The sequence below is a fragment of the Patescibacteria group bacterium genome (genome assembly GCA_041665585.1).
In the GTDB taxonomy this organism is placed as follows: Bacteria; Patescibacteriota; Gracilibacteria; order JAHISY01; family JAHISY01; genus JAHISY01.
Map to the genome: position 1 here is coordinate 16240 of JBAYIN010000006.1, position 22584 is coordinate 38823.

At 49.5% G+C, this 22584-nt stretch carries 23 protein-coding genes; 12 read left to right on the forward strand and 11 right to left on the reverse strand.

Translation table 11 applies throughout. The features are described 5' to 3' along the window. Positions 1–41: 41 nt before the first annotated feature. Genes WCV72_04345 through WCV72_04360 form a run of 4 tightly spaced genes read right to left on the reverse strand, consistent with a single transcriptional unit; the run spans position 42 to position 3660 of the window. Positions 42–1334 (reverse strand): pilus assembly PilX N-terminal domain-containing protein, encoded by a 1293-nt coding sequence (locus WCV72_04345; GenBank protein MFA6458584.1) that lies wholly within the window; start codon positions 1332–1334, stop codon positions 42–44. A 1-nt stretch (position 1335) separates the two neighbouring features. Further along, positions 1336–2307, reverse strand: coding sequence for a type II secretion system protein (locus tag WCV72_04350; GenBank protein MFA6458585.1), 972 nt, complete (start codon positions 2305–2307; stop codon positions 1336–1338). Between the two features lies 1 nt (position 2308). Then, positions 2309–2995, reverse strand: a complete 687-nt coding sequence (locus WCV72_04355) for a hypothetical protein (protein ID MFA6458586.1) — start codon at positions 2993–2995, stop codon at positions 2309–2311. Beyond that, a complete protein-coding gene (locus WCV72_04360; protein MFA6458587.1) occupies positions 2995–3660 on the reverse strand; it encodes a prepilin-type N-terminal cleavage/methylation domain-containing protein in 666 nt (221 codons plus the stop codon). Before WCV72_04360 ends, WCV72_04355 begins: the two co-directional genes overlap by 1 nt. A 58-nt stretch (positions 3661–3718) precedes the next feature. Here WCV72_04360 and ychF point away from each other — a divergent pair, with 58 nt between their 5' ends. Together ychF and rfbD are read left to right on the forward strand one after the other, a co-directional pair. Then, a complete protein-coding gene (gene ychF, locus WCV72_04365; protein MFA6458588.1) occupies positions 3719–4816 on the forward strand; it encodes a redox-regulated ATPase YchF in 1098 nt (365 codons plus the stop codon). After that, a complete protein-coding gene (gene rfbD, locus WCV72_04370; GenBank protein ID MFA6458589.1) occupies positions 4813–5718 on the forward strand; it encodes a dTDP-4-dehydrorhamnose reductase in 906 nt (301 codons plus the stop codon). Before ychF ends, rfbD begins: the two co-directional genes overlap by 4 nt. A 127-nt stretch (positions 5719–5845) precedes the next feature. On the opposite strand, the gene rplL is transcribed toward rfbD, so the two are convergent. The 3 genes from rplL to WCV72_04385 all read right to left on the reverse strand — a co-directional run bounded on the left by rplL (position 5846) and on the right by WCV72_04385 (position 7692). Continuing rightward, positions 5846–6253 (reverse strand): 50S ribosomal protein L7/L12, encoded by a 408-nt coding sequence (gene rplL, locus WCV72_04375; GenBank protein ID MFA6458590.1) that lies wholly within the window; start codon positions 6251–6253, stop codon positions 5846–5848. Between the two features lie 29 nt (positions 6254–6282). Beyond that, positions 6283–6816 (reverse strand): 50S ribosomal protein L10, encoded by a 534-nt coding sequence (gene rplJ, locus WCV72_04380; GenBank protein MFA6458591.1) that lies wholly within the window; start codon positions 6814–6816, stop codon positions 6283–6285. A 183-nt stretch (positions 6817–6999) separates the two neighbouring features. After that, entirely contained in the window at positions 7000–7692 is a 693-nt protein-coding gene (locus WCV72_04385; protein MFA6458592.1) for a hypothetical protein, read from the reverse strand. Positions 7693–7730: 38 nt separating this feature from the next. Here WCV72_04385 and miaA point away from each other — a divergent pair, with 38 nt between their 5' ends. The 3 genes from miaA to WCV72_04400 are packed head-to-tail and all read left to right on the forward strand — an operon-like array spanning position 7731 to position 10982. After that, positions 7731–8639, forward strand: coding sequence for a tRNA (adenosine(37)-N6)-dimethylallyltransferase MiaA (gene miaA / locus WCV72_04390; GenBank protein MFA6458593.1), 909 nt, complete (start codon positions 7731–7733; stop codon positions 8637–8639). Next, positions 8636–9877, forward strand: a complete 1242-nt coding sequence (gene murF, locus WCV72_04395) for a UDP-N-acetylmuramoyl-tripeptide--D-alanyl-D-alanine ligase (GenBank protein MFA6458594.1) — start codon at positions 8636–8638, stop codon at positions 9875–9877. Before miaA ends, murF begins: the two co-directional genes overlap by 4 nt. Positions 9878–9911: 34 nt before the next feature. Then, positions 9912–10982 carry a PilT/PilU family type 4a pilus ATPase gene (locus WCV72_04400; protein ID MFA6458595.1) on the forward strand — a complete coding sequence of 357 codons (1071 nt, stop codon included), beginning with the start codon at positions 9912–9914 and terminating at the stop codon, positions 10980–10982. Here the strand turns inward: WCV72_04400 and WCV72_04405 are convergent. After that, the gene (locus WCV72_04405) at positions 10975–11835 is read right to left on the reverse strand and encodes a potassium channel family protein (protein ID MFA6458596.1); all 861 of its coding nucleotides are present in this window, start codon (positions 11833–11835) and stop codon (positions 10975–10977) included. The genes WCV72_04400 and WCV72_04405 overlap by 8 nt on opposite strands. 81 nt (positions 11836–11916) lie before the next feature. Between WCV72_04405 and WCV72_04410 the strand changes: the two genes are divergently transcribed. From WCV72_04410 to WCV72_04425, 4 genes are all read left to right on the forward strand, one after another. Beyond that, positions 11917–12636, forward strand: coding sequence for a hypothetical protein (locus tag WCV72_04410; GenBank protein ID MFA6458597.1), 720 nt, complete (start codon positions 11917–11919; stop codon positions 12634–12636). Positions 12637–12648: 12 nt separating this feature from the next. Further along, entirely contained in the window at positions 12649–13707 is a 1059-nt protein-coding gene (gene murG, locus WCV72_04415) for an undecaprenyldiphospho-muramoylpentapeptide beta-N-acetylglucosaminyltransferase (protein ID MFA6458598.1), read from the forward strand. Beyond that, entirely contained in the window at positions 13691–14941 is a 1251-nt protein-coding gene (locus tag WCV72_04420; GenBank protein MFA6458599.1) for an O-antigen ligase family protein, read from the forward strand. Before murG ends, WCV72_04420 begins: the two co-directional genes overlap by 17 nt. A 517-nt stretch (positions 14942–15458) precedes the next feature. After that, entirely contained in the window at positions 15459–16721 is a 1263-nt protein-coding gene (locus WCV72_04425; protein ID MFA6458600.1) for a pitrilysin family protein, read from the forward strand. On the opposite strand, the gene WCV72_04430 is transcribed toward WCV72_04425, so the two are convergent. Together WCV72_04430 and ilvB are read right to left on the reverse strand one after the other, a co-directional pair. Beyond that, a complete protein-coding gene (locus WCV72_04430) occupies positions 16718–17179 on the reverse strand; it encodes a hypothetical protein (GenBank protein MFA6458601.1) in 462 nt (153 codons plus the stop codon). The two genes, WCV72_04425 and WCV72_04430, sit on opposite strands and share 4 nt — an antisense overlap. A gap of 64 nt (positions 17180–17243) precedes the next feature. After that, entirely contained in the window at positions 17244–18929 is a 1686-nt protein-coding gene (gene ilvB / locus WCV72_04435) for a biosynthetic-type acetolactate synthase large subunit (GenBank protein ID MFA6458602.1), read from the reverse strand. Positions 18930–19017: 88 nt separating this feature from the next. On the opposite strand from ilvB, the gene WCV72_04440 reads away from it, so the two are divergent. From WCV72_04440 to groL, 3 genes are all read left to right on the forward strand, one after another. Next, positions 19018–19311: a co-chaperone GroES gene (locus tag WCV72_04440; protein MFA6458603.1), complete on the forward strand. Its 294-nt coding sequence runs from the start codon at positions 19018–19020 to the stop codon at positions 19309–19311. A 31-nt stretch (positions 19312–19342) separates the two neighbouring features. After that, positions 19343–19648, forward strand: a complete 306-nt coding sequence (locus WCV72_04445; protein MFA6458604.1) for a hypothetical protein — start codon at positions 19343–19345, stop codon at positions 19646–19648. A gap of 61 nt (positions 19649–19709) precedes the next feature. Further along, positions 19710–21353 carry a chaperonin GroEL gene (gene groL / locus WCV72_04450; GenBank protein MFA6458605.1) on the forward strand — a complete coding sequence of 548 codons (1644 nt, stop codon included), beginning with the start codon at positions 19710–19712 and terminating at the stop codon, positions 21351–21353. 95 nt (positions 21354–21448) lie between these two features. On the opposite strand, the gene WCV72_04455 is transcribed toward groL, so the two are convergent. Beyond that, positions 21449–22576, reverse strand: a complete 1128-nt coding sequence (locus WCV72_04455; protein MFA6458606.1) for a pilin — start codon at positions 22574–22576, stop codon at positions 21449–21451. Between the last annotated feature and the right edge of the window lie 8 nt (positions 22577–22584).

A 22584-nucleotide genomic window follows, 5' to 3' on the forward strand; every position in this document is an offset into this window, starting at 1 on the left:
AACCCAATGACCAACCACCCTCCATGTTCCATGTTCCATGTTTACTGGAAAATCACATACGAGAAAATCGGAATGGCGGAGGCACGACGGAAACGCGTCTCAATCGTTTGCTTCACATCGCCTGCGAAACCCTGTGAAACAATGTAATTATATTCGTCGGACCACGACTCATCGCTCACGAGCTTGTAGCGCAGTGAGTTGGTCGGGATACCCGAAGTCTCAGAAAGTGTGGCAATCAAACTAATCGTCAGCTGCGCGCTCCTCCACTGCGGGTTATCAAACGCTGTTTCAATTCCATTCATCCCCTCACCAAGCTTGGTTAAATAGTCTTTCGGCGTAGCATAAGAAAAAGATTCTTCAACCGCCGAGACACGATTTAGGTCCGTTAGGTCAGACATTTTTTGAGGGCTCAGCAAAGTTTGACTGATGTCTTCACCGGCATACACATCGCCATCGGCACCAAGCAAAACACTGCTTGTGTCCAAATCAAAGATAAAGCAAAACTCATTGGCATCGATGACACCACTGTCGTCACAATCTTGATTAGTGATGTCGGACTCCCACGCAACACCCTGCAAGGTGTGCTCTATGCTATTGCCGTCAATCGCCGAGAAAGTCCAAATAAAAAGCTCGTCTTGGTCATTACCGTTGAAATTCGGCGCCCAGTCCGGACCCGGGTCAAAAATAATTTTTGTGTTTGAGACATCTGAGACCCAATCGAAACGGAGCTGCGGCTCAGGTTGACTAATTTGATTTGGGTTAGCGTCTGTAAGCAAGCTCAAGTTGAGCGGCTGCCTTTTGGTCAGCTCGCCCCACTCATCACTCGTGAGTACACCATCTTTGTTGCCAGCGAAATACGGATTTGGGATTAAATATTCATTGCTAACATTCTTGAGTGTGCGTGCAAAAATCCGCCAAAATCCGCGCGCGCCGGAAAGATCATCGTCGCTCGCATCCGTGTCGAGTAAAACAATCGGCTCATCAGCGAAATCGACAAAACGATATTGGTGATCGTTGTCACAGGCTGCAAGACCAGAATTGTCATTACTATTGAGATCAAGTTGGTCGTCACAAACAAGCTGCGAACTATCCGTCTGATAGCCATCTTTATAAGCCATCAAATCGTAAAGCGCCAATTCGATGCCGCTTTCCGCGGCAAAAAAGGCCTTGTTTGCTCGTTCGACTTGAGCTGTCGTCTGGATGAAACCAAGCACAAGCTTGGTCACGGTTCCGGAAATTAAAATTAAAACAACCGTCAAACCAAAAACAACCAAGAGCGAAACACCGCGCGTGTCGCGAAAATTTTTGCGAAAACTGTGAAAAAGATTGGACATCTTAAGGCAGACTTTTAACTTCATTTTGAGCGCGTGCGCCCACCGTAGTTTGGAGTGTGATGGACGGAATCTCGCCGCGCACACCGTGCGCTCGTGAGGCGGAGGGATTGACTGTCATCTCAATCATCACATGTGGCTGCTGCTGAATGTCATCGGTGAATTCAGCGAAAGCTTTGCGCGGATCTTCGAGCGGCGCAACGAAAAATTTGAGTGAAGTGATTTGAATCGAGTCCGGTTGAATTTTTTGAAATTGACGCGTTGTGCAAACTCCCGCTGCATATGCCGAACAAAAATCAACTGCTGGCACCCAAGAGTCGATTTGACCATCACTCTCACCGGTATCCAGCGTGGCGACGATGCCGTCATCGCCATAATCACGCCCTTCCAATTTCAACATTTCGAGATGGTATTCTCTATCAGTGCCGACAAACTCGGGGATTAATTTGAAAACTGTTTTTTCCGTACCGTCGGCCGTGATGAGATAAAGTTCGCATTGCTCATAACCCGAAAAATCTGTGACAGCAGTCGGTATGAATGGAGGCGTACAAACCGCAAGACTACTGGCGTCGCCCAGCGGCGCAACATCAGCATTGACGCCAATATTTTCATCCAAGCGTGTCACTGGATCAGGTACCAAGCCATTCGCATCGCGATAAAAATAACGCGCGTAGTCACCGTAATTAAGACCATAGAACTGATTATCAGTTTCAGTGCTTTGCCATTTAAAACGATTCCAATATTCTTCGTAGTCAATCGTCCCGCGCCGCATTTCTTTCACGATGCGCTCGAGCGCGATTCGTCCTTCTTCGTAGACAATCTTGGAGACTTCAGCCTTGCGTTGGCTGGCAAAAGCGTCTGTAAAAATACCGGAGGTCGCAGTGATGATAACCAGAAAAATCGAAATCGCAATAATCGCCTCGATGAGCGTGAAGCCTTGATTTTTGCGAACGCGATTTGTGAGAGCTGAAAACATTTTATAAATGATTTTTACGATTGAGATAATCGGTGAGAATAGTCGTGAGAACCACTTCACTCATCTTGCCGCGATCAAACCACTCGACTTTCGCCGTCACGCGTAAAATATTCGCCGACACACTGGTCGATGCATCTTGAGTCTGATCATCGTTCAGATATTCCGTGAAAATCTCGCGGTAAAACACTGTCTGCACTCCTGCCGGAACCAATGGGTCCGAATGACGATAAAGTTCATCCGCACCAATTTCGAGACGATATTTTTCATCATCAGCGTCAATTCCATCAGTAAGATTGAGACGACTAGGTAAATTCATGTCCAGCTCCCAACGGTAATGAGCCGCATTAAATTTCACAATGTAGTTTTGCTGATCCTGGATTACATCGACCGGCGTGCCAGTCGTACCATTTTCTTGGCACTTAATCGACGAAGAAAAATCAGCATTATTCCAGCACATTCTCCGCTCGCCTGCGAATCTCAACCAATTCGTGTCGCGAATGATTCGAACAGCCTCGAGACCTTCACGCGCCAGATTGGTTGCGATTGCGCGTTCTTTCGTGAGCTGGTTGTTGACCGTCGCCATAGCAAAAAGTCGCGTCGCCGCTAGTGCACCGACGACGAAGACAATCGTGGCCACAAAAACTTCGATAAGTGTTTCACCGCGACGAGATTTGAGCTTATTAAGCATTAATTTTTGATAACTTGAGGAGCAGTCGTCACGCGATTAAATTTGATAGTCCGTGTGAGCTTATCTGAAATTAGCCTAAAAACAGCATCAAAATTTTGCAGTGAAACCGCGCCGGGATTCCCTGTGATGATCGCTTCAGCATAAGGCGGTTTGAAAATGACAGTGATTGTGTTGCCTGGAGCCGATGACCAAGCAGAGCCATCGAGCAAATAGCCACTCAAGCTTTCCAGGAGAATGTAAGACGGCGAATCGACCACGAGAGTCGAGAGTGCAGTGTCGTGACCCGGCGTGTAAATTCCGTCTGACAAGACACGACTGGCGACCACATCAAAAGCGTAATCGACATTTACCGCTTCGCCAGCAGCCGCATTCCAATCATCGACGAAAAGGACCGCTTCTTGATTTAGCATATCAAAAAATACGCCGTAGCCTCCCGACGAGATTTTATCGCTAGAATCAAGCTTGCTCGCCAAGGCCTGTGTGCGCGCTCGATCCAGCAATGTCACGATCTCCACAATATTTTTTTCAAACTGACCCTTGCGCAGAGAGCCCAAAAATCCAGGCATGGACGCAACAGTGATGATTAATAAAATAATAACCACGACGATTAGCTCGACGAGTGTGAAGCCCTTCTTAGCGTGAATGAGTTTTCGCCATTTTTCCACTAGAATGAGTTAAAACTGGTTTTTAATTTTACCAAATTTTACACTAAAACGCAACTAAATGGCTCTTCAAATTGGCATCGTCGGACTACCGAATGTCGGCAAATCCACGCTCTTCAATGCTCTGACGAAATCGCACGCGGCGGCGGCGGAGAATTATCCGTTTTGCACGATTGATCCGAACATCGGCATTGTCGAGATTCCCGATTCCCGCCTCGACCGCTTGGCAGAAATGTCGCATGCAAAGAAGAAAATCGCGACCGCGATTGAATTCGTCGACATCGCCGGCTTGGTGAAAGGCGCTTCGACCGGTGAAGGCTTGGGCAATAAATTTCTCGCGCACATCCGCGAGGTCGATGCGATTGTCGAGGTCGTGCGGGACTTCGTGAATCCCGACATCCAGCATGTCTCAGCCGAACCTGATGCCGCCGAAGACATCGAAGTCATCGAGACGGAATTGATTTTGGCGGATCTCACGACACTCGCGAAACGCGGCAGCGACTTCGAGAAACGCGCCCGCGCCGGAGAAAAAGACGCGAAAATTGCGACTGGTTTAATCGAACGCCTGCGCGAAAATTTGGAAGCGGAAAAACCCGCCCGCTTGGTCGAGCTCGAGAATGACGATGAGCGAAAAATTTTGCGCGAGCTGCAGCTCCTCACGTCCAAGCCTTTGATTTACGGCGTGAATGTGAGCGAGGAAAATCTAGGGAATTTTGACGTCGAGAATTTTCGCGCGAAAACCGGGCTGCCTGCGAATGCGAAAATCGTCCCGATTTCGGCGAAGATTGAAAGTGAGTTGATTGAGCTCGCGGATGAAGAGGCGGCGATTTTTCTCGCGGATCTCGGACTGACGGAGTCGACTTTGAATCGCCTGATTCGCGAGGCCTATTCGGTTTTGAATTTGATTACCTTCTTCACGAGCGGCGAGAAGGAGACGCGCGCCTGGACTGTCACGCGCGGCGCGACCGCGCCCAATGCCGCGGGCAAGATTCACACCGACTTCGAACGCGGCTTCATCCGCGCAGATGTCGTCGCGACGGAAAAATTGCTCGAAGCTGGCAGCGAAGCCGCGGCGCGCGACAAAGGTTGGATTCGCTCGGAGGGCAAGGAGTACCTCGTCCAGGACGGCGATGTGTGTGTTTTTAAATTCAATGTTTGAAAAAAATCATCCTGACAGGCGCGAACGGTCAGCTCGGAAAAGCTTTGAAAAAAGAGCTTTCCCGTGATTTCGCTGTTTCCGCTTTTGGGAAAGATGAGCTCGACCTCACGAATTTCGCGAAAGTCGAAAAGACTTGCGCCGCGCTGGAACCGGATTTTGTGGTGAATGCTGCCGCCTTCACAGCGGTCGACCGCGCCGAGAGCGAGCGCGATTTGGCGCGCGCGATCAATGCGGAAGCCGTCGGCAAGCTCGCGGAAATTTGTAGGAGCCTGAATACTAAGCTGATTCACTTTTCGACCGATTATGTTTTCGACGGCGCGAATGTGAATGGTTACGCCGAAGATGCCGAGCCGCATCCAGTTAATTTTTATGGGCAATCGAAGCTCGAGGGTGAAAAGAAAATTCAAGCATCTGGTTGCGATTTCGCAATCATTCGCACGAGTTGGCTTTTCGGCGACGGTCAGAATTTCGTGAACACGATGCTCAGACTTGCGAGCGTAAATGCTGAAATTAAAGTAGTTTCCGATCAGGTCGGCTCACCCACCTTCACGGAAGATTTGGCACGAATGACACGCGAAATTTTAAATCGCCTGCCCGCCGAAGTTTCAGCGCAGGCGAGTCATTCCCGCGAAAGCGGGAATCCAGACTCAAAAAACGCAGGCGGGAATCCAGAGTCAAAAGAAATTTTTCATGTCACGAATTCCGGCACGACGAGCTGGGCGAATTTTGCCAGGAAAATTTTTGAGCTGAAAAACCTACCGACCCGAGTCATCGACATCACGACTGCAGAATTTCCAACCCCAGCCGAGCGACCACGAAATTCGATTTTGCTAAATACGAAATTACCCCAGATGCGAAGCTTTGAAGAGGCGCTGGCTGATTTTTTGAGGAAAAAGGGATAATCTCGCCGACTACCAACCTTTCGAAAATCTTTCCAAACGAAAATGTAGAGACGAGGCAATGCCTCGTCTCTACTTATTTCTTACTAACTTAATCCTTAGTTCTTACCAACTTAATCCTTATCAATTCTTATTTAAGCGTGACTTTGCAGCCAGCCGCTTCCAATTTTTTCTTCATTTCTTCCGCCTCCGCTTTCGGGACATTTTCTTTCAAGATTTTCGGAGCCGCTTCGACTGTGGCTTTCGCCTCGCCGAGACCTTCGCCCGTGATTTCTTTCACAGCCTTGATCGCGCCGATTTTGTTCGAACCAGCATCCGTGAGCTCGACCGAGAAATTGGATTTCTCTTCCGCCGCCTCGCCGCCCGCTGCGGGAGCACCGGCTGCTGCGACTGCGACCGGAGCCGCTGCCGACACGCCGAATTTTTCTTCCATCGCCTTCACGAGATTCGCGAGGTCGATGACTTTGAGCTCACTCACTGCGTCGAGAATTTTTTTGGCCTCGGCGGAAAGCTCGATTTTTGTGGTCTCTTCAGACATTTTAAATTGGGTTAAAAAAATTTATGAAATTAAGCCTCCGTGGCTTTCTTCTCGCGCACAGCGTCAAGCGCGCGCACGAATCCAGAGATGACTTGATTGCCGACGACCGCGAAGCCACGAATCGGCGAGATAAATAAGCCGACAAGTTGACCGAGTAGAACATCCTTCGAAGGCAGAGCCGCGAGCTGATTGGCTTTCGCCTTGTCGAGGATCTCGCCGTCGAAAATCCCGCTCAAAATATCAATTTGCTTGAAGTCTTTTTTGGATTTTTCGAGAATCTGAAAACCGGCGAGCTCGTCCGCGTGCGAAAAAACCGCCGCGACTGGACCAGCCATCACTTCTTCAGGAATTTCTTTCAAGCCGGCATTTTTCGCCGCGAGTCGCATCAGCGTCTTCTTCGCGACAATCATGCGCGCATCACCCTCGCGCAATTTCGTGCGCAAGCTCTGGATGTCGGCGACCGTGATGCCGGTGTAGGTCGTGAAAGCGATTGACTTCGCACTCTTGAACTCAGCCTCCAGCGCGGCGAGAATTTCGGATTTTTTGGATTTGGTAATTGCCATTTTAAGGAGATAAAAAAATAGGTCTGCTCTCGAGATGAAGATAGCAAACCCTTTGGAAATAGTGGTTTTGCCTCGGCAGGATTTAGGAACCTGCTTTCTTCAGCGCGAAATGTTTTACCCTGCGAAGCTTTTTGGCAGCGAAGAGTGAACGGATTTTAGCGAAAAGTTTTGGAAATGCAAATTTTATTTCGCCAAACAAAATTGTTGCGACATCACGACATCCCCGCCAGTCAAATCAACCTTCTGACAAACTTCACCCTGGCTACAATCGCCGTCAATTTCACATTTCAAATGACATTTGAGATCGCCTTTTTCATCACCAACGACAAGACCGTTCGGACCCATGCCGCTATACTGCGAGTGGTAACAAGCCGAATTATCCGGACAGCCCGTTTTTGTACAATCAATCACTACATCTGTATTTTTTTCAACCGTCTCATTTTCAACTTTTGTGTCAACAGTCGGCAATGTCTCGTCTGTAGTTTTGGTCTCAGGTGCGACGGCAGCCGGTGCCCCGATTGAACAAAATTCCGACATTTTGCCGACGATGGCGAGCGAAAGCTCATGCTTACTCGCTGGATCAGCTTCAATCGTTTTTTGGTAAGTGGTGAAATCTTCCGCGCTCACATTGGCATCGGTGAGGATTTGTTTCGCGAGTGTCTCGATTTGGTCGCTCGAAGCTTCTGCATTATTCGACGGCAAACAGAGAATTTCGGCTGAGAGCGTGATGAAAAGATCGTCCGTGAGTGTGATATTCGACGCAGTCGCATCCGCGGAAATATCCTCATTCTCGGGCGCGGCTGCATCTGGCTCGCCACCGGAACCACAACCAAAAAGCAGTACGGTGACTGCCAGCCCCAACAAAATCTTTTTCATTTTTTTGAGGTTAAAATTAGCGCAATTTTATTCCCAAAATGGTCAAAGTCCAAAAGGCCGCAAAAATTATTGAGCAGTGGCTCGCGACCAATCCGCGCCGCCCGGTCGTCGTGATTGTCGGTCCGACTGCGAGTGGTAAGACTGCGCTCGCGCTGAAAATCGCGCGGAAATTCGACGGGGAAATCGTGAATGCCGATTCGCGGCAAATCTACCGCGAGCTCGCGATCGGCAGTGCGCCGCCGACTGCCGCCGAGCAAGAGAAAATCCCCCACCATCTCGTCGCGGAATTTTCACCGCGCAAAATTATTTCGGTCGCGAAATATCGAAAACTCGCCGAGAAGAAAATTCGGGAAATCGCCGCACGCGGCAAATTGCCAATCTTGGCTGGCGGACACACGCTGTTGATTTCCGCGATTGTGGAAAATTTTCGTTTCCCGGGCAAGGCGGACGCAGCGCGCCGCGCTGAGCTCGACGCACTTTGGCAAAAAAATCCGCAGAAATTGTGGAAAATCTTGGCGAAAATTGATCCCGCCGTCGCTGCGAAAATCCCAGCGGAAAATCGGCACCATTTGATTCGCGCGCTTGAGCGCGCGGAAAAAGTGGAAAAACCGGTGCGCGGGAAAAGAAAATTTGACTGCAAAATTTTGGGCATCGAAGTTCCGCGCGCGAAACTCTATGCGACGATCGACCGCCGCGTGGATCGGATGCTCGCTGCCGGTCTGCTCGCCGAGGTGGAAAATTTGGCGGCGAAATACGAACGCGACATGCCCGCACTGCGCGGTCACGGTTACCGCGAGCTGTTGGATTTTTTGGCAGGCGAAAAAACTTTTGCGAAAGCCGTCGAGGAAATCAAACGCGACACGCGCAATTACGCCAAACGGCAAATGACCTGGTGGCGCAACTGCGGATTCGCAGATGAAATTTTTTGGATTAAAATTGCCGAGTGAAAAAACTTGGTCGCGAGCTCGTTTTGAAAATTTTGAATACGCTCGCGCGTCGTCGGATTCCGGCAAAGGCGACCATCGTCGGCATCACCGGCTCGGTCGGTAAAACGACGGCGAAAGATGCGGCGGCGCAAATTCTGGCAGCGCGGTTCAAGATTCTCGCCAATGCGAAAAGTTTGAATTCGGAATTCGGCGTGCCACTCACGCTGCTCGGAGAAAAATCCGGCTTCGCGAACCCCCTGGCTTGGACGGGAATTTTGGCGCGCGCGTTTTTGAAAAGTTTTACCAAAATCTCAACCGACAAAATCGTGCTTGAACTCGGCGTCGATAAGCCAGGCGATTTTGCGAAATTTTTTGCCGTCATTCAGCCTGAAATCGGCGTGTGGCTAAATGTCGCACCCGTCCACCTCGCGCCCGGACAGTTCGCGAGCCTACAGGAAATCGCGCAGGAAAAACGCCAGCTGATTGAAAATTTGCCGAAAAATGGAATCGCGATTTTGAATGCCGATGACAAATTTGCGCGGGCGACGAAAACCAAAGCCCGCAAAATCTTTTTCGGACTGAGCGCGAGAGCCGACCTGCGGGCAAGCAGCGTGCGAGAAAATTGCACCGGACTTTCCGCCAAAATTACCTGGCAGAAAGAAGCCGCCTTGCTCAGTGTCCCAATCATCGGTCAACAAAATTTGCCGTCACTCCTCGCTGCGCTCGCCGTCGGACTCGCGAGTGGAGTCAGTCTGAAAGCGGGCGTCGCCGCGTTGAAAAATTTTCACCTCGCGCCCGGACGCTTCAATCTCCTCGCGGGAATTCATGGAGCCAAAATTATCGACGGCACTTACAATTCGAATCCCCAAAGTCTCGCCGCCGGACTCGCGGCGTTCGCGAAACTCAAAGCCAAAAGAAAAATTTTTGTCGGCGGACAGATGAATGAACTCGGCGCGAATTCGGCGAAATTGCACCGCGCCGTCGCCGCGAAAATTAAGGCCGACCTCGTCGTCGGCGTTTTTGGCGACGCGAAATTTTTTGTTGCAGCAGCGCGGAAGCGAAAAATTCCGAGCAAATTTTTCGCGACGGCAGAAGCTGCCGGTATATTTTTGAGAAAAGAGTTGCGCGCCGGCGATCTCGTTTTTTTGAAAGGCAGCCAAAATAAGGTGCGCCTCGAGAAAACAGTGACCACAATTTTGGCAAATCCAGCCGACCGCCAACTTCTATGCCGCCAGGAATTAGCTTGGAAAAAATATTAGAGTGTGCTAGAATAGCAAGATTTAAAAAAACAAAATGATCGATATCGAAAAACTTTTTGTTCTACAAATCGAGTATGAGTGCTCAGACTTACACATTATCACCGACGAGCCGCCGTTTTTGCGTAACCAAAATGGCGAACTGCGACCAATTAAAGGCGCGCCAACCATCTCAAAAGATGAAATCGAAAAAATCACGCTCGCAATTCTAGGTGAAAAGGGTGTGCAAAAATTGCGCACGGAAAAAGAAGTCGACTTCGCCATTGAGCGCAAAGGTCTCTCGCGTTTTCGTGTCGCTTTTTACGAAGAAATGCGCGGTCCGGCAATTGCGTTTCGCGCAATTCCGTTTGACATTCCGAATCCCGAACAAATTGACATCCCGGCTGGAATTTTGGAACGCGTCTCGCGCAACGATGGTCTGATTCTCATAACCGGACCGACTGGTAGCGGCAAATCCACCACACTCGCCAGCTTGGTTGATTTTATTAACACAAACCGCACAGCGCGCATCATCACGATTGAAGACCCAATTGAGTTCGTTTTTAACCGCAAAAAAGCTGTAATCTCTCAGCGTGCCGTTGGCATTAACACGCAAAGTTTCGCCCGCGCAGTCATAAACTCAATGCGCGAAGATGCCGATGTAATTGTCGTCGGAGAAATGCGCGACCTCGAAACAATTGCAACTGCCATTACTCTATCTGAAACCGGTCACCTTGTTCTCGCGACACTGCACACTGACGATGCCCCACGAGCAATTCAAAGAATTCTGGATGTCTTCCCAGGATTGCAACAACAGCAAATCGCACTGCAGCTGAGCCACTCGCTCTCGGCAATCATGAGCCAACGCTTGGTCCCGCGCAAAGATGGCAATGGTCGCGTCTGCGTCCGCGAAGTTATGTTCAATAATTCTGGAATTGCGAATGCGATTCGTGAACACAAAATCTCGGAAATTTATTCCCAAATCCAAATCAACGGGGAAAACGGCATGTGGCTCTTTGACGACGATCTTTTGAGATATGTAAAAAGTGGCACAATTAGCAAAGAAGAAGCCATGCACGCTTCGCACGACCCTGTACAAATGGCTGAAAATTTAGCGTCGATTAGCTAAAGCGCCGTTTGATTAAATTGATCAGGACGCCGAGCATGACGAAACCGAGCAAGACTTCGCAACCAACGACCATCTTTTCGAAAATCGTAACCGGTACGATGTCGCCGTAACCAAGTGTCGTGAAAGTCGTAATCGAAAAATAAACATAATCGAAAAAACCGCTACGAGCAGCGTAATGTGCAAACATGGAGGTCGCGGAAAAATAATCCAGCAGCGCGTAAATTCCGCCGAAAAATAGAATGAAAAAGCCCACTGTGACGCCCCAACGACCGAGCGAGTGTCCGTAGCGTGAAGTTTTGTCGAGGAAGACATGACCGAAGTGCGCGAAGTGCCGTCCCGAGAAAAAAGCCAGACTTTTGCGGAAATTCATTTTGTCTTCGTAGGCGCGCTCGCTAGAGTCGAGAAAACCTTTTTTTTGGTAAATTTTTTCGAGCACGATGAAATAACTATCAACCAAACGGTAGAAGCTCTCAATCTGGGAGCGGAGGTTTATTTTTTGTTCCCCACGCTTCATGCGAAAAAAAGTTTTCCGGTAATCACGCTCAGCCACCTGAAAATTTTCACGCATTCTTTTGTAAACATCGCGTGCATCTTTGCTCTCGAAGAGGAGATGTTCGCGCAGCATCAGACGCAAAAGATAGTAATTACAGATTCCTTGCTGCTCGCTGTCTTCCGTCTCGGCGAGTTTTTTTTGGATGGCGTGGCGCGCCTCAGCAAAACGCTCGTCTTCTTCGCGCCCCTCGATGAAGTGCATCGCACTGTGAAAATCCATCGCGGGATTGCCAAGCTGCTCGTCTGTAATTTGACGGAAAACGGTGTTTTTTTTTGGTAAATGGATTAGGTCTTTATTCATTGTTTATTTTTAATTCGCTAGTATTTTAACAAAAAAATCTAAAAATGGCAAATGAACCAAAAATGAATTAAAATCCAAGAGATGGTTTTTTGGAAATTCAACATCGCGGACAGTCAAGCGCGCATCGAAAAGCTGCATACGCAGATTCACCAAAAAACAAATCTTTTCCCCGGTCAACGCCCGAGTGAAAAAGTCCAGCTCTACATCCGCACACACTGGCTACAACGCGCGAAAATCTTCTTATGGTTCTTTTTATTTGGTATTTTTCTACCTGGCGTAATTTTCCAATTTTTGATGGGCACGAATCTGCCAAACAAAGTTTGGTTAATCTTCGAAATAATCCGGATTTTCTATTTCCTATTCGCTTGGCTGCTCACCTTCATCGAATTTATAAAAAGTGAATTTACGGTCGTCTTAGTGACAAATGAGCGCGTCGTCGACATCGCGCAAAAAAGTGCTTTCGACCGCACAATTACAGAAACCAATCTCGACCGCATCCAAGAAGTCGCTGGGCAAACGCATGGAATTTGGCTGAATTTTTTTGACATCGGGCAAGTCGAGGTCCAAACCGCTGGCAGCGATGCCCCACTTTTGATGAATTTTGTGAAGTCGCCGCAATTCACTGCCCGCAAAATTTTGGACATTCAGCGCGAGAGCCAGAGTCGTCGACGCGCGAGCGATGTCGACAAACGCGCCAATGACCAAATGCAAAAACGCAGCGGTGAAAGTTTTTCGACCGAGGAGTTAAAAAAAATGCGCGGTGAATCGATGTCGGCTCGCAAACCGTATAATTCACCATAAAATCAATAAATTATGAAAATTGTTTTCACGGGCGGTGGCACGGCTGGTCATGTCATCCCCAATCTCGCCATCATCGCCGAGCTGCGCAAAATCTCTGGTCACGCGCAAATTTTTTACATTGGTTCGAAGAATGGCGTCGAACGCGAACTGGTGGAAAAAATCGGAGTCAAATTTTATTCGATTGAGACCGGGAAATTACGACGCTATTTCGATTGGCAAAATGCCGTCGATGCTGTGCGCGTACCTATCGGCGTGATCCAGGCCATTCACCGCCTCGTGAGAATCAAACCGGATGTTGTCTTTTCGAAAGGCGGATTCGTGAGCGTACCGGTCGCCCTCGCCGCGACGATTTTGCGCATCCCACTCGTCATTCATGAATCCGACCTCTCGCCCGGACTCGCAACGCGCCTCACTTCTCGCTTCGCACAAAAAATCTGTCTGTCTTTCCCAATCACCCAGCCGGGCAAAAAAATCCAGATCACGGGCAATCCGATTCGGTCTGGCGGCGATGCCGCTCGCGGTGAAAAATTTCTAAAATTCGCAAATCAAAAACCCTTTGCCCTAATCTCCGGCGGATCGAGCGGAGCGACTTTTTTAAATGCACTACTCGAAAAAAGCCTATTCGCGCTCGCACACAAAGTAAATATTGTCTGGCTGACTGGGCGCGGCAAATCGCCGGAAATTGAAGCGCCTGAGAATGTTCGAATTTTTGAATACCTCGATGCGGAATATCTCGATGTGCTCGCAGCCGCCGATCTCGTCGTCTCCCGCGCCGGCGCGAACGCGCTTTTCGAAATCGCAGCTGCTGGTCGTCCGAGTGTCCTGATTCCGCTCCCTGCGAAATCCTCGCGTGGCGATCAAGCTGAAAACGCCCATTTCTTCATGCAAAATGGAGCAGCGATGGTCCTCTCGCAAGAAAATGCTAATGCGCGGGATTTTACGAAACTCGTCATCTGGCTGCTCGCCGACAAAATTCGTCTCGCGAAAATCGGCGCTTCTGCCCAAAAACTCGCCCCTATCGGTGCAGCTGAGCGAATCGCTAAAATCATCTTGGATGTCGCGAATAAATAATTTTCTCGATTGGCTGGCGTGGTGGCTCAGTGCAGTCTTGCTCGCCGTTTTACCTTTTCACGCCTTTCTCTTCACTTGGTTCAAGGCGTTTTTTTGGAGTGATGCTTGGACGATTTTCGTGCAATCCTGGAAGGAAATTCTGGTCGGGACGCTCGGGACACTCGCGCTGGCGAAATTGATTTCGACCAGGAAATTTCCGCGCGAACGCAGCTTTTGGCTTGGCGTAATTTTTGTAATTTTGGCGAGCTTGTACGCGATTTTTGGCAGCGGACTACTCGCGCAAAAGCTGCTCGGACTACGCACGGCGACACTTTTCATCGTCGTCTTTTTGGCTGTGCAATTCTTCGATTTCGACGCAGGGAAAATCGCGTGGCTCAGGCGAATTGTTTTGACCGCAAGCGGAGCAGTAATTCTTTTCGCACTCGCGCAGAAATTTTTGTTACCGGCGGATTTTTTGAAAAATTTTGGTTACTCGGAAAATGTTTCGAGCTGGCTGCCCGGCGGCAATTTGCCGATGTTTCACTTGGTCGGTGAATCGACGACGATTCGCCTGCAATCGACTTTCGCCGGGCCGAATCAGCTCGCCGCCTTTTTACTCGTAATCTTGCCACTCATCGGAGTGCAATTTTCCCGCGCGAAAAATTGGAAGAAATATTTTTGCTTGGCGGAATTCGTCGCCGGAATCCTGGTCTTGATTTTTTCGTTCTCGCGGTCGGCCTGGCTCGGCGCAGCGGCGATTTTCCTGATTTTCGCCGTCACGGCGTGGCGACAGAATCTACCGGAAAAGCTGAAATACAAGCTGCTCTGGGGCGGAGTCATCTCCGCCGTGACACTCGCAGTGCTGATTTTTTCGAGTGGAAATTTCTTGGCAATCGTCACGCGCGAAGCCTCGACGAGCGAACATTTCGAGAAAAGTCTCGCGGCGGCTGAACTCGTCGCCGCAAATCCGCTCGGACTCGGACTGGGCAAAACTGCCGGTGTCGCACAACGCTTCGAGGCAAATCCAATCACGCCGGAGAATACCTACCTCGGAATCACACTCGAGCTCGGCTGGCTCGGCGGAATTTTGTTTCTAATTTTTTGCGGCACACTTTTGTTTGAACTTAGAAAAAAGCACTCGCCGCTCTTTTATTCGCTCGCGGGAATTCTGGTCGTCGCGCTGCTGCTGCACCCACTCGAAGACGCACCGACTGCGCTAACGCTTTTTTTGCTATTAGGTCTAGATAAGCACTAAACCGACGAGTATCCAGCCGAAAAATTTCTGGAAACATCCCCCGTATTTCTGCTACGAGACATCTAGGATCGATTCCCCCGAGCTTATTAAGAATTCGATATTTATTTGGATATTTATCTCGAATTCCGGTGTCCGCAAGAATTGCCTCTAATTCTTGAGCCACTATTTGATTCACATAGAAAACGATATTGCGACCCTCTCTTGCAAATTGCTCTAATGACTCCACAACTTCTGCTTCTCCGCCACAGCTCGAAGGCATATGTCCCAAGAGGGCGTTTCCGATGTTTCCGCGTCTTAAAATATCAAGCGCCGTACCACCATCGAAGGCTGGAACAATCCTCTTGCTCGGAACCAACGCAGCGACTAGCCCATCTCCGATTTGTTTCACCAACAAATCCCCATCCTCTATAAGAAGGCTAGCCATGTCTATCTCATATCCATACCTAGGTTCGCAACTGATTGCCAACTTGTACATCTTAACTTTAAGTTAAGGGCTCCAACCGCTAAACTGCGTTCTATGAAAGTTACCACTCTTCCCAATAAACTCAAAATCGTCACGCAAAATCTCCCAGGGACTGAATCGATCACCTGTCTGGTGCTCGCTGGTGCAGGCAGTCGCTACGAGACGCGCGAGCGCAGCGGGCTGTCGCATTTTCTCGAACACATGTTTTTCAAGGGCGGCGAGAAATTCAAAAATACGAAAGAAGTCAGCGAAGCGATTGACTCGATTGGCGGCGAATTCAACGCTTTCACCGGCAAAGAATACGCGGGCTACTTCGTGAAAGTCGCCGCCGCCCATGCCGACATCGCCTTCGCAGTCCTGAGCGATATGCTCGTGCATGCGAAATTTCCGGCGGAAGAAATCGAGAAAGAACGCGGAGTGATTTTGGAAGAATACAACATGTATCTCGACACGCCGATGTACCAAGTCGGTTGGAATTTCGAGCGACTACTTTTCGGCGACCAGCCGATGGGCTGGGATCAGATTGGCACGCGGGAAAATATCGCGCGTTTCACACGAGATGATTTCGTGAAATACAAAAACGAGCTTTATCAGCCCGACAATCTCGTCATCGCCGTCGCCGGAAAATGCGAACACGCCGCAGTCGTCGCGCAGGTCGAAAAATTCTTTAATTTTGGCGAGGGCAAAAAAGCGTCCGCATGGAAACCGCTAGAACAATTTGCGCCGAGCATGCCAGTCAAAATTCAGGATAAAAAAACCGAACAAGGTCACCTCGTCCTCGGCGTGCGCGGAGTAGCAGCGGAAGATCCCCGTCACTGGACGCAGCGCATTCTCGCGATTATCCTCGGCGGCAACATGAGTTCGCGCATGTTTTTGAAGGTGCGGGAAGAACAAGGTCTGTGTTATTACATTCGCACCTCGACTGACGATTATACCGATGCCGGCGTGGTCTCGACATCAGCGGGAGTCGATTTGAAAAGATTGCCACTCGCGGTCGCCGCGATTCGCGCTGAGTACGAAAAAATCGTAGCGGAGCCAGTGTCGGAGGAAGAGCTGAGTCGCGCGAAAGAATTTTTGAAAGGCAAATTAACTTTGCGCCTTGAAGACAGCGAAGAATATGCTCACCTGCTCGGCAAGCAATTTTTACTTTATTCTCAGCAAGACGAGCTCGCGGAAATCTTCGCGAAAATTGACGCCGTCTCAGCCGCAGATGTTCAGAAGCTCGCTGCGGAAATTTTCGTGCCAGGCAGCTTACGCCTCGCCGCCATCGGACCATTCGAGGGGCGCGAGGAAGAGTTGGCTAAACTGATTATTTAATTTTCGGCGTGCTCTACAGATAAACATTCCGAAGTACTACTAGATACAAAATCAGCAAGTGTAGCAACTGAAAAACTAAAATCGGATACATTATCAATACCAAAGCCAACATCTTCCGGCTCTAGTGATGTCATTTCGGACAGCACCTTAATTTTTAACCAAACCAAAGATTGCATATCTTCACCAACCTTCTCCAACAAACTAATTTTTTTGGCTAAAGATAAGCCAGTTCCAGGATAAGAAATTTTAATTAAATTATTTCTAATGCTAGCCGTTACATCACGAAAAGTGTAGACATCGGGACCAACCTTACCAGTAATACCTTCAGCTATAGCCTGAGAATGAAGTTTCGCCAGACATTGTCTGATGCCACCTCGAAATAATTTCCAACCTGCTGAAACAACCTCGTCCAACTTTCCTGCAATTCTGTCATCTAAATCTGATTTTTTTGGGGGCATATTCTAAAAATAAAAAAATAGGTGCCATTTTAAGCGACAAAATCCAAACTGTCAAAATCTCAATTTATTTTATTCGCGTATTTTTCAGCGCATCGCCCGGTGCGACCATCGGGAAAACATTTTCCTCAGGCTCGATGAGATACTCGACCAAGACTGGACCAGGAGTTTTCGCCGCCTTTTGCGTGATGGCGAGCGCCTCGGAAACTTTTGTCACGCGAAAAGCCTTGATACCGCAAGCTTCGGCGAGCTTCACGAAGTCGGGATTCAGGAGCGGAGTAGACGAATAATTTTTATTGTAAAAAAGCTCCTGCCACTGACGCACCATGCCGAGAAAGCCATTGTTAAAAACAGCTATTTTCAAAGGGATTTTATCCTGTGCGAGCGTCGTCAATTCTTGGATATTCATCTGAATCCCGCCATCGCCCGTCAGACACCAGACGGGAATCTTGGGCTGCGCGACCGCCGCGCCGAGCGCCGCCGGCAAGCCGTAACCCATCGAACCGAGTCCACCGGATGAGAGCAGCCGTCCCGGTTTCTTGAATTGGAAATGCATCGCTGCCCACATTTGATTTTGTCCGACATCCGAGACGATGAAAGCCTCGGGCGAAACTTTATTGATTGCGTGGACAACTTCGACGGCGCGCAAGCGTTTCGGATTCTTCGCTTGCTCAATCGCGAGCAACTGCGCTTCGACCTTTTCCGCGTAAGCGCGAATCTCGGCGAGCCACGCAGCATTTTTTTGCGGCGCGATTTTTTGGTTCAATTTCACGAGCGCATCGCGCGCGTCGGCGATGACCGGCGCGTCTGGGCGAATGATTTTGCCGATTTCCGCCGGATCGATGTCGATGTGAATGACTTTGGCGTGCGCCGCGAATTCACTTAATTTACCTGTGATGCGATCATCGAAACGCGCGCCGACCGCGATAATTAAGTCCGCGTGCGAAATCGCGAAATTCGCCTCGGGCGAACCGTGCATCCCGAGCATGCCGAGATAATTTTTGTAACCAAATGGAATCGAAGAAATACCGAGCAAAGTCGCGACCACCGGCGCATCGAGCTGCGCGACGAATTTCTGCATCTCGACAGACGCGCCCGCAATCAAGACGCCATGCCCGGAAATCACAACGGGCTTACGCGCCGCGCGGATCAGCTCAGCGGCTTTTTGGATTTGCGCGGCTTCCGCCGGTCCCCGCGGCAAATAACCCGGCAAATTAATTTTCGTTTTTTGGTAATCGAAATCCGCGAGTCCAATCTGCGCGTCCTTCGTCACATCGATGTGAATCGGTCCCGGGCGACTGTTTTTCGCCAGGTAAAACGCTTCGCGAATCGTCGGCGCGAGATCCACCGCCCGCGTCACGAGGTAATTGTGTTTCGTAATCGGCAAAGTAATCCCGGTCATGTCGGCTTCTTGAAATGCGTCCGAGCCGACTAAATCACTCGGCACCTGCCCCGTGATGGCAACCATCGGAATCGAATCGAGAAAAGCATTCGCGATGCCGGTGATGAGATTCGTCGCGCCCGGACCGGAAGTCGCGAGACAGACACCGACCTTGCCGCTCGCGCGCGCGTAACCCTCCGCCGCGAACGCCGCACCCTGCTCGTGGCGCGTCAGCACATGCCGAATTTTTTTGGAGTAATTGGTGAGCGCATGATACAAAGGCAAAACCTGTCCGCCGGGATAGCCGAAAATCGTATCGACACCCTCGGCGATCAAACTTTCGAAGACGATTTCGCTGCCTGTTTTTTGCACGAAAACCATTCTAACGGCTAGAAATCTTGACTTCAAGCCATTTGGAAATTAAACTTCGAATCTGCGAAATCATTTAACTCTTTTGAAAATGTCCAAAATCCAACCAGTCAACGACTACATTTTGATTGAGCCCGAAAAGGCCAAAGAAAAAACTGCCAGTGGGATTTTCATTCCCGACACAGCGGACAAAGAAAAACCGCAACAGGCAAAAGTCATCGCCGTCGGTCCAGGCAAAATCGGCGACGACAACGAGCGCATCGCCCCTTCGGTAAAACCGGGAGACACGATTCTGTATTCGAAATACGGCCCGACCGAGGTGAAAATTGGCGCAGACGAATATTTTTTCATCCAGGATTCGGATGTGATTGCGATTTTGAAATGAAATAAGAATAGAAAATTTTAATTTAATGATTATGGAAAACGAGAAACTGCCAATCGACGCAAATTTAGTGGTCGCTATCAGAGCGATAATTAATCAGTGTTTAGGCGCACAAATAAATGTGGAAGACATCAAACAGTCTATTCTCGATGCAGTCGCAGAAGGTCGCGATAATTTAGCCCAAATTTTAGTCAAAATCGCAGTCAAGCTGACTGACAAAATTTCTCCAAAGAATCCAAGCAGTAATGAGCTGAGACAAAAAATCGGAACCAAGCTGCTTAATGAGATAAATAAAGAGCCAGTCTCCAAAATGTTGCAGGCAACAATATCTCAAAATTAATAACTTAATTCTTATTCCTTACAAACTTAATCCTTAGTTCTTACTTCTTAATCCTTCTACCATGCCAAAAGACATCATCTTCTCCGAGGACGCACGCAAAAAACTTTTCGCGGGCGTGACCAAGCTCGCCGACGCGGTGCGCATCACGATGGGGCCGAAAGGTCGCAATGTCATTCTCGAAAAATCCTACGGCTCGCCAACCATCACGAATGACGGCGTGACCATCGCGAAAGAAATCGACCTCGAAGACAAATTCGAAAACATGGGCGCCGAGATGGTGAAAGAAGTCGCGAGCAAGACGAATGACGCCGCCGGTGACGGCACGACGACGGCGACCGTCCTCGCCCACGCCATCATCGCGGAAGGCTTGAAATACTTGACCGCCGGTGCGAACGCGATGAATCTCAAGAATGGAATCGCGAAAGCGACTCAAGCGGTCGTCGCGGAACTCGGAAAATTGGCGGAACCGGTCAAGACGAAAGAGCAGCAAAAACAGGTCGCGACGATCTCCGCGCAAAATGAAGAGGTCGGCGAAATCATCGCGGATGTGCTGGAGAAAGTCGGCGAAAACGGCGTAATCACGGTCGAGGAAGGTCAGACGATGGGACTCGAGGTCGAAGTCGTCGAAGGTATGCAATTCGACAATGGCTATATTTCAGCGTATTTCATCACGAACACACAGAACCTGAAGGCGGAATTCGCGGACGCGAAAATCTTAATCACGGACAAAAAGATTTCTTCGATTCAGGAAATCCTACCACTGCTCGAGAAGCTCGCGAAGTCTGGGCAAAAAGAACTCGTCATCATCGCCGAGAATGTCGAGGGCGAAGCACTCACGACGCTCGTGCTAAATAAATTGCGCGGCGGCTTCACGACGCTCGCGGTGAAAGCGCCGGGCTTCGGCGAACGCCGCAAAGAAATGCTCAAAGATGTCGCTGCCCTGACTGGTGGAAAAGTGATTTCGGAAGAGCTCGGTTTGAAATTGGAGAATGTCGAAGTGAGCGATCTCGGCAGTGCGGCGAAAGTAATTTCTGACAAAGAGACAACCATCATCGTCGATGGCAAAGGTAATAAAAAGGAAATCGCCGCGCGCGTCGCCGCGATTCGCGGAGAGCTCGAAACTTCGACCAGCGATTTCGACAAGGAAAAACTGACGGAGCGCTTGGCGAAATTGACCGGCGGTGTCGGCGTGATCAAGGTCGGCGCGGCGACGGAAGTCGAACAAAAGGAAAAACAGCACCGCGTCGAGGACGCTGTCGAGGCGACGAAAGCCGCAGTCGAAGAAGGCATCGTCGCGGGCGGCGGTGTCGCACTCATCCGCGCGAAAAAAGTTTTGGAAAAATTGATTGAAGCTGAGGAAGACGCCGACATCAAAAGCGGTTTGAAAATTGTTTCCAAAGCACTCGAAATCCCTGTCCGCCAAATCGCCGAAAATGCGGGTGAAGACGGCGGCGCAATTTTGGCTAAAATCTCCGAGTCGAAAACGAAGCACTTCGGCTTCGATGCTGCGAAAGGTAAATTCGTCGACATGGTCGCAGTCGGCATCATCGATCCGAAAAAAGTGACGCGCTCGGCACTGGAGAATGCGAGCTCAATCGCCGGAATTTTCCTGACGACTGAAGCTGCCATCGCCGAGAAGCCGAAGAAAGATGAGCCGACTCCGCCGATGGGCGGCGGGATGGGAGGCATGGGCGGGATGATGTAGTTCGCCGAAAATTTAGAATTAAAAAAGCCTCGAGTAATCGGGGCTTTTTATATTGCGAATCCCTGAAGTAGGAATTGAAAAAATCGTCGCCGACCCTAAGAAAACCAGCCTGGATCGGCTTCACAAAAAACTCCCCGATCGTCTGAACCAGTCACTTCGTATCCATCCAAACATTCACACTGAGATGCATCTGTGACAAAAACAACATCTGTTGCGGCTCCTGTTGGATCTTGTTTGGTGTAGATATGACACTGAATTTTAGGCGTTTCATCAACGACCTCAGTTCCGGTGTCAGTTCCGGTGTCAGTTCCGGCGTCAGTTCCGGCGTCAGTTCCAGTCTCAGTTCCAGCTTCAGTTCCAGCTTCAGTTCCAGCTTCAGTTCCAGCTTCAACAACAGTTGAATCTGAAGATCCGCAACCAATATTTTTCGCGGCGAGTGCATTCTGAATCGCTGTCCGCGTGCACTGACCGTAGTCTCCATCTGCCTGCGAACAATTATCCGGCAGCTTTGTCTCTGGATGACCCGAGACATAATAATAGCCACTTACTGCTGCTTGAATATTGGTAACACTACACGAAGAAACTCCAAGCTTGTCGCAAATTGATTTCAATGCTGTCTCAATCGCTTTGCAGCTATTCGTGCCAGACGAATACTGTGTGCCTGTAATTTCGCCGAGAAAACAAGATGTCGGAACATCTAGCGGTAGCGTCGAAGTCGAACATGGTGCCGGCGAGTCCACAATATCCTCTTCGGTGATACCACCACCTTCATCCGTGACCTCAGAAGATGTGCTGCCTGTATCATCCACTGCCGCAATTTCATAAGCCTTCTGCGTGATATTTTTGACAAGCAAAAGCGAGAGAATAATTATGAAGAGACCTGCAATTGTCCAAATAATTTGCTTTTTGGCAGTCGCCAGAGCTTCCTGATTACCGTGTGCCAGCACGAGCCGAAGCGCTACGATAATCAACATCACGACTGCAATGAGCGCAACAAAATTCAGTAAACCGCCGACTAATTTCAAAATAAAATTTTGGGTGCCTGTGATTGAATAAGCTTCACCGCCCATGCCTTTGTCCACACAACCCACCGCACCTTCCGGACAAGTGACGACGAGACCGATCTTACTCGCCGATTCCAAAAGCCCAACCCCCTCCCCCGCCAAAGTCGGCTGGATCGAGAGCGAAAGCAAGAGCGTGGCGAGAAGAAAAATTCTGCGCAAAATTGATT

Coding starts and splice junctions, on each gene's coding strand:
- WCV72_04410 (MFA6458597.1), top strand. CDS start 11,917: ATGGTTTTTTGGAAATTCAACATCGCGGACAGTCAAGCGCGCATCGAA.
- WCV72_04400 (MFA6458595.1), top strand. CDS start 9,912: ATGATCGATATCGAAAAACTTTTTGTTCTACAAATCGAGTATGAGTGC.
- miaA (MFA6458593.1), top strand. CDS start 7,731: ATGGTCAAAGTCCAAAAGGCCGCAAAAATTATTGAGCAGTGGCTCGCG.
- WCV72_04420 (MFA6458599.1), top strand. CDS start 13,691: ATGTCGCGAATAAATAATTTTCTCGATTGGCTGGCGTGGTGGCTCAGT.
- WCV72_04345 (MFA6458584.1), bottom strand. CDS start 1,334: ATGTCCAATCTTTTTCACAGTTTTCGCAAAAATTTTCGCGACACGCGC.
- groL (MFA6458605.1), top strand. CDS start 19,710: ATGCCAAAAGACATCATCTTCTCCGAGGACGCACGCAAAAAACTTTTC.
- WCV72_04355 (MFA6458586.1), bottom strand. CDS start 2,995: ATGCTTAATAAGCTCAAATCTCGTCGCGGTGAAACACTTATCGAAGTT.
- WCV72_04440 (MFA6458603.1), top strand. CDS start 19,018: ATGTCCAAAATCCAACCAGTCAACGACTACATTTTGATTGAGCCCGAA.
- WCV72_04405 (MFA6458596.1), bottom strand. CDS start 11,835: ATGAATAAAGACCTAATCCATTTACCAAAAAAAAACACCGTTTTCCGT.
- WCV72_04350 (MFA6458585.1), bottom strand. CDS start 2,307: ATGTTTTCAGCTCTCACAAATCGCGTTCGCAAAAATCAAGGCTTCACG.
- rplJ (MFA6458591.1), bottom strand. CDS start 6,816: ATGGCAATTACCAAATCCAAAAAATCCGAAATTCTCGCCGCGCTGGAG.
- ychF (MFA6458588.1), top strand. CDS start 3,719: ATGGCTCTTCAAATTGGCATCGTCGGACTACCGAATGTCGGCAAATCC.
- WCV72_04445 (MFA6458604.1), top strand. CDS start 19,343: ATGGAAAACGAGAAACTGCCAATCGACGCAAATTTAGTGGTCGCTATC.
- murG (MFA6458598.1), top strand. CDS start 12,649: ATGAAAATTGTTTTCACGGGCGGTGGCACGGCTGGTCATGTCATCCCC.
- WCV72_04430 (MFA6458601.1), bottom strand. CDS start 17,179: ATGCCCCCAAAAAAATCAGATTTAGATGACAGAATTGCAGGAAAGTTG.
- WCV72_04425 (MFA6458600.1), top strand. CDS start 15,459: ATGAAAGTTACCACTCTTCCCAATAAACTCAAAATCGTCACGCAAAAT.
- WCV72_04385 (MFA6458592.1), bottom strand. CDS start 7,692: ATGAAAAAGATTTTGTTGGGGCTGGCAGTCACCGTACTGCTTTTTGGT.
- rplL (MFA6458590.1), bottom strand. CDS start 6,253: ATGTCTGAAGAGACCACAAAAATCGAGCTTTCCGCCGAGGCCAAAAAA.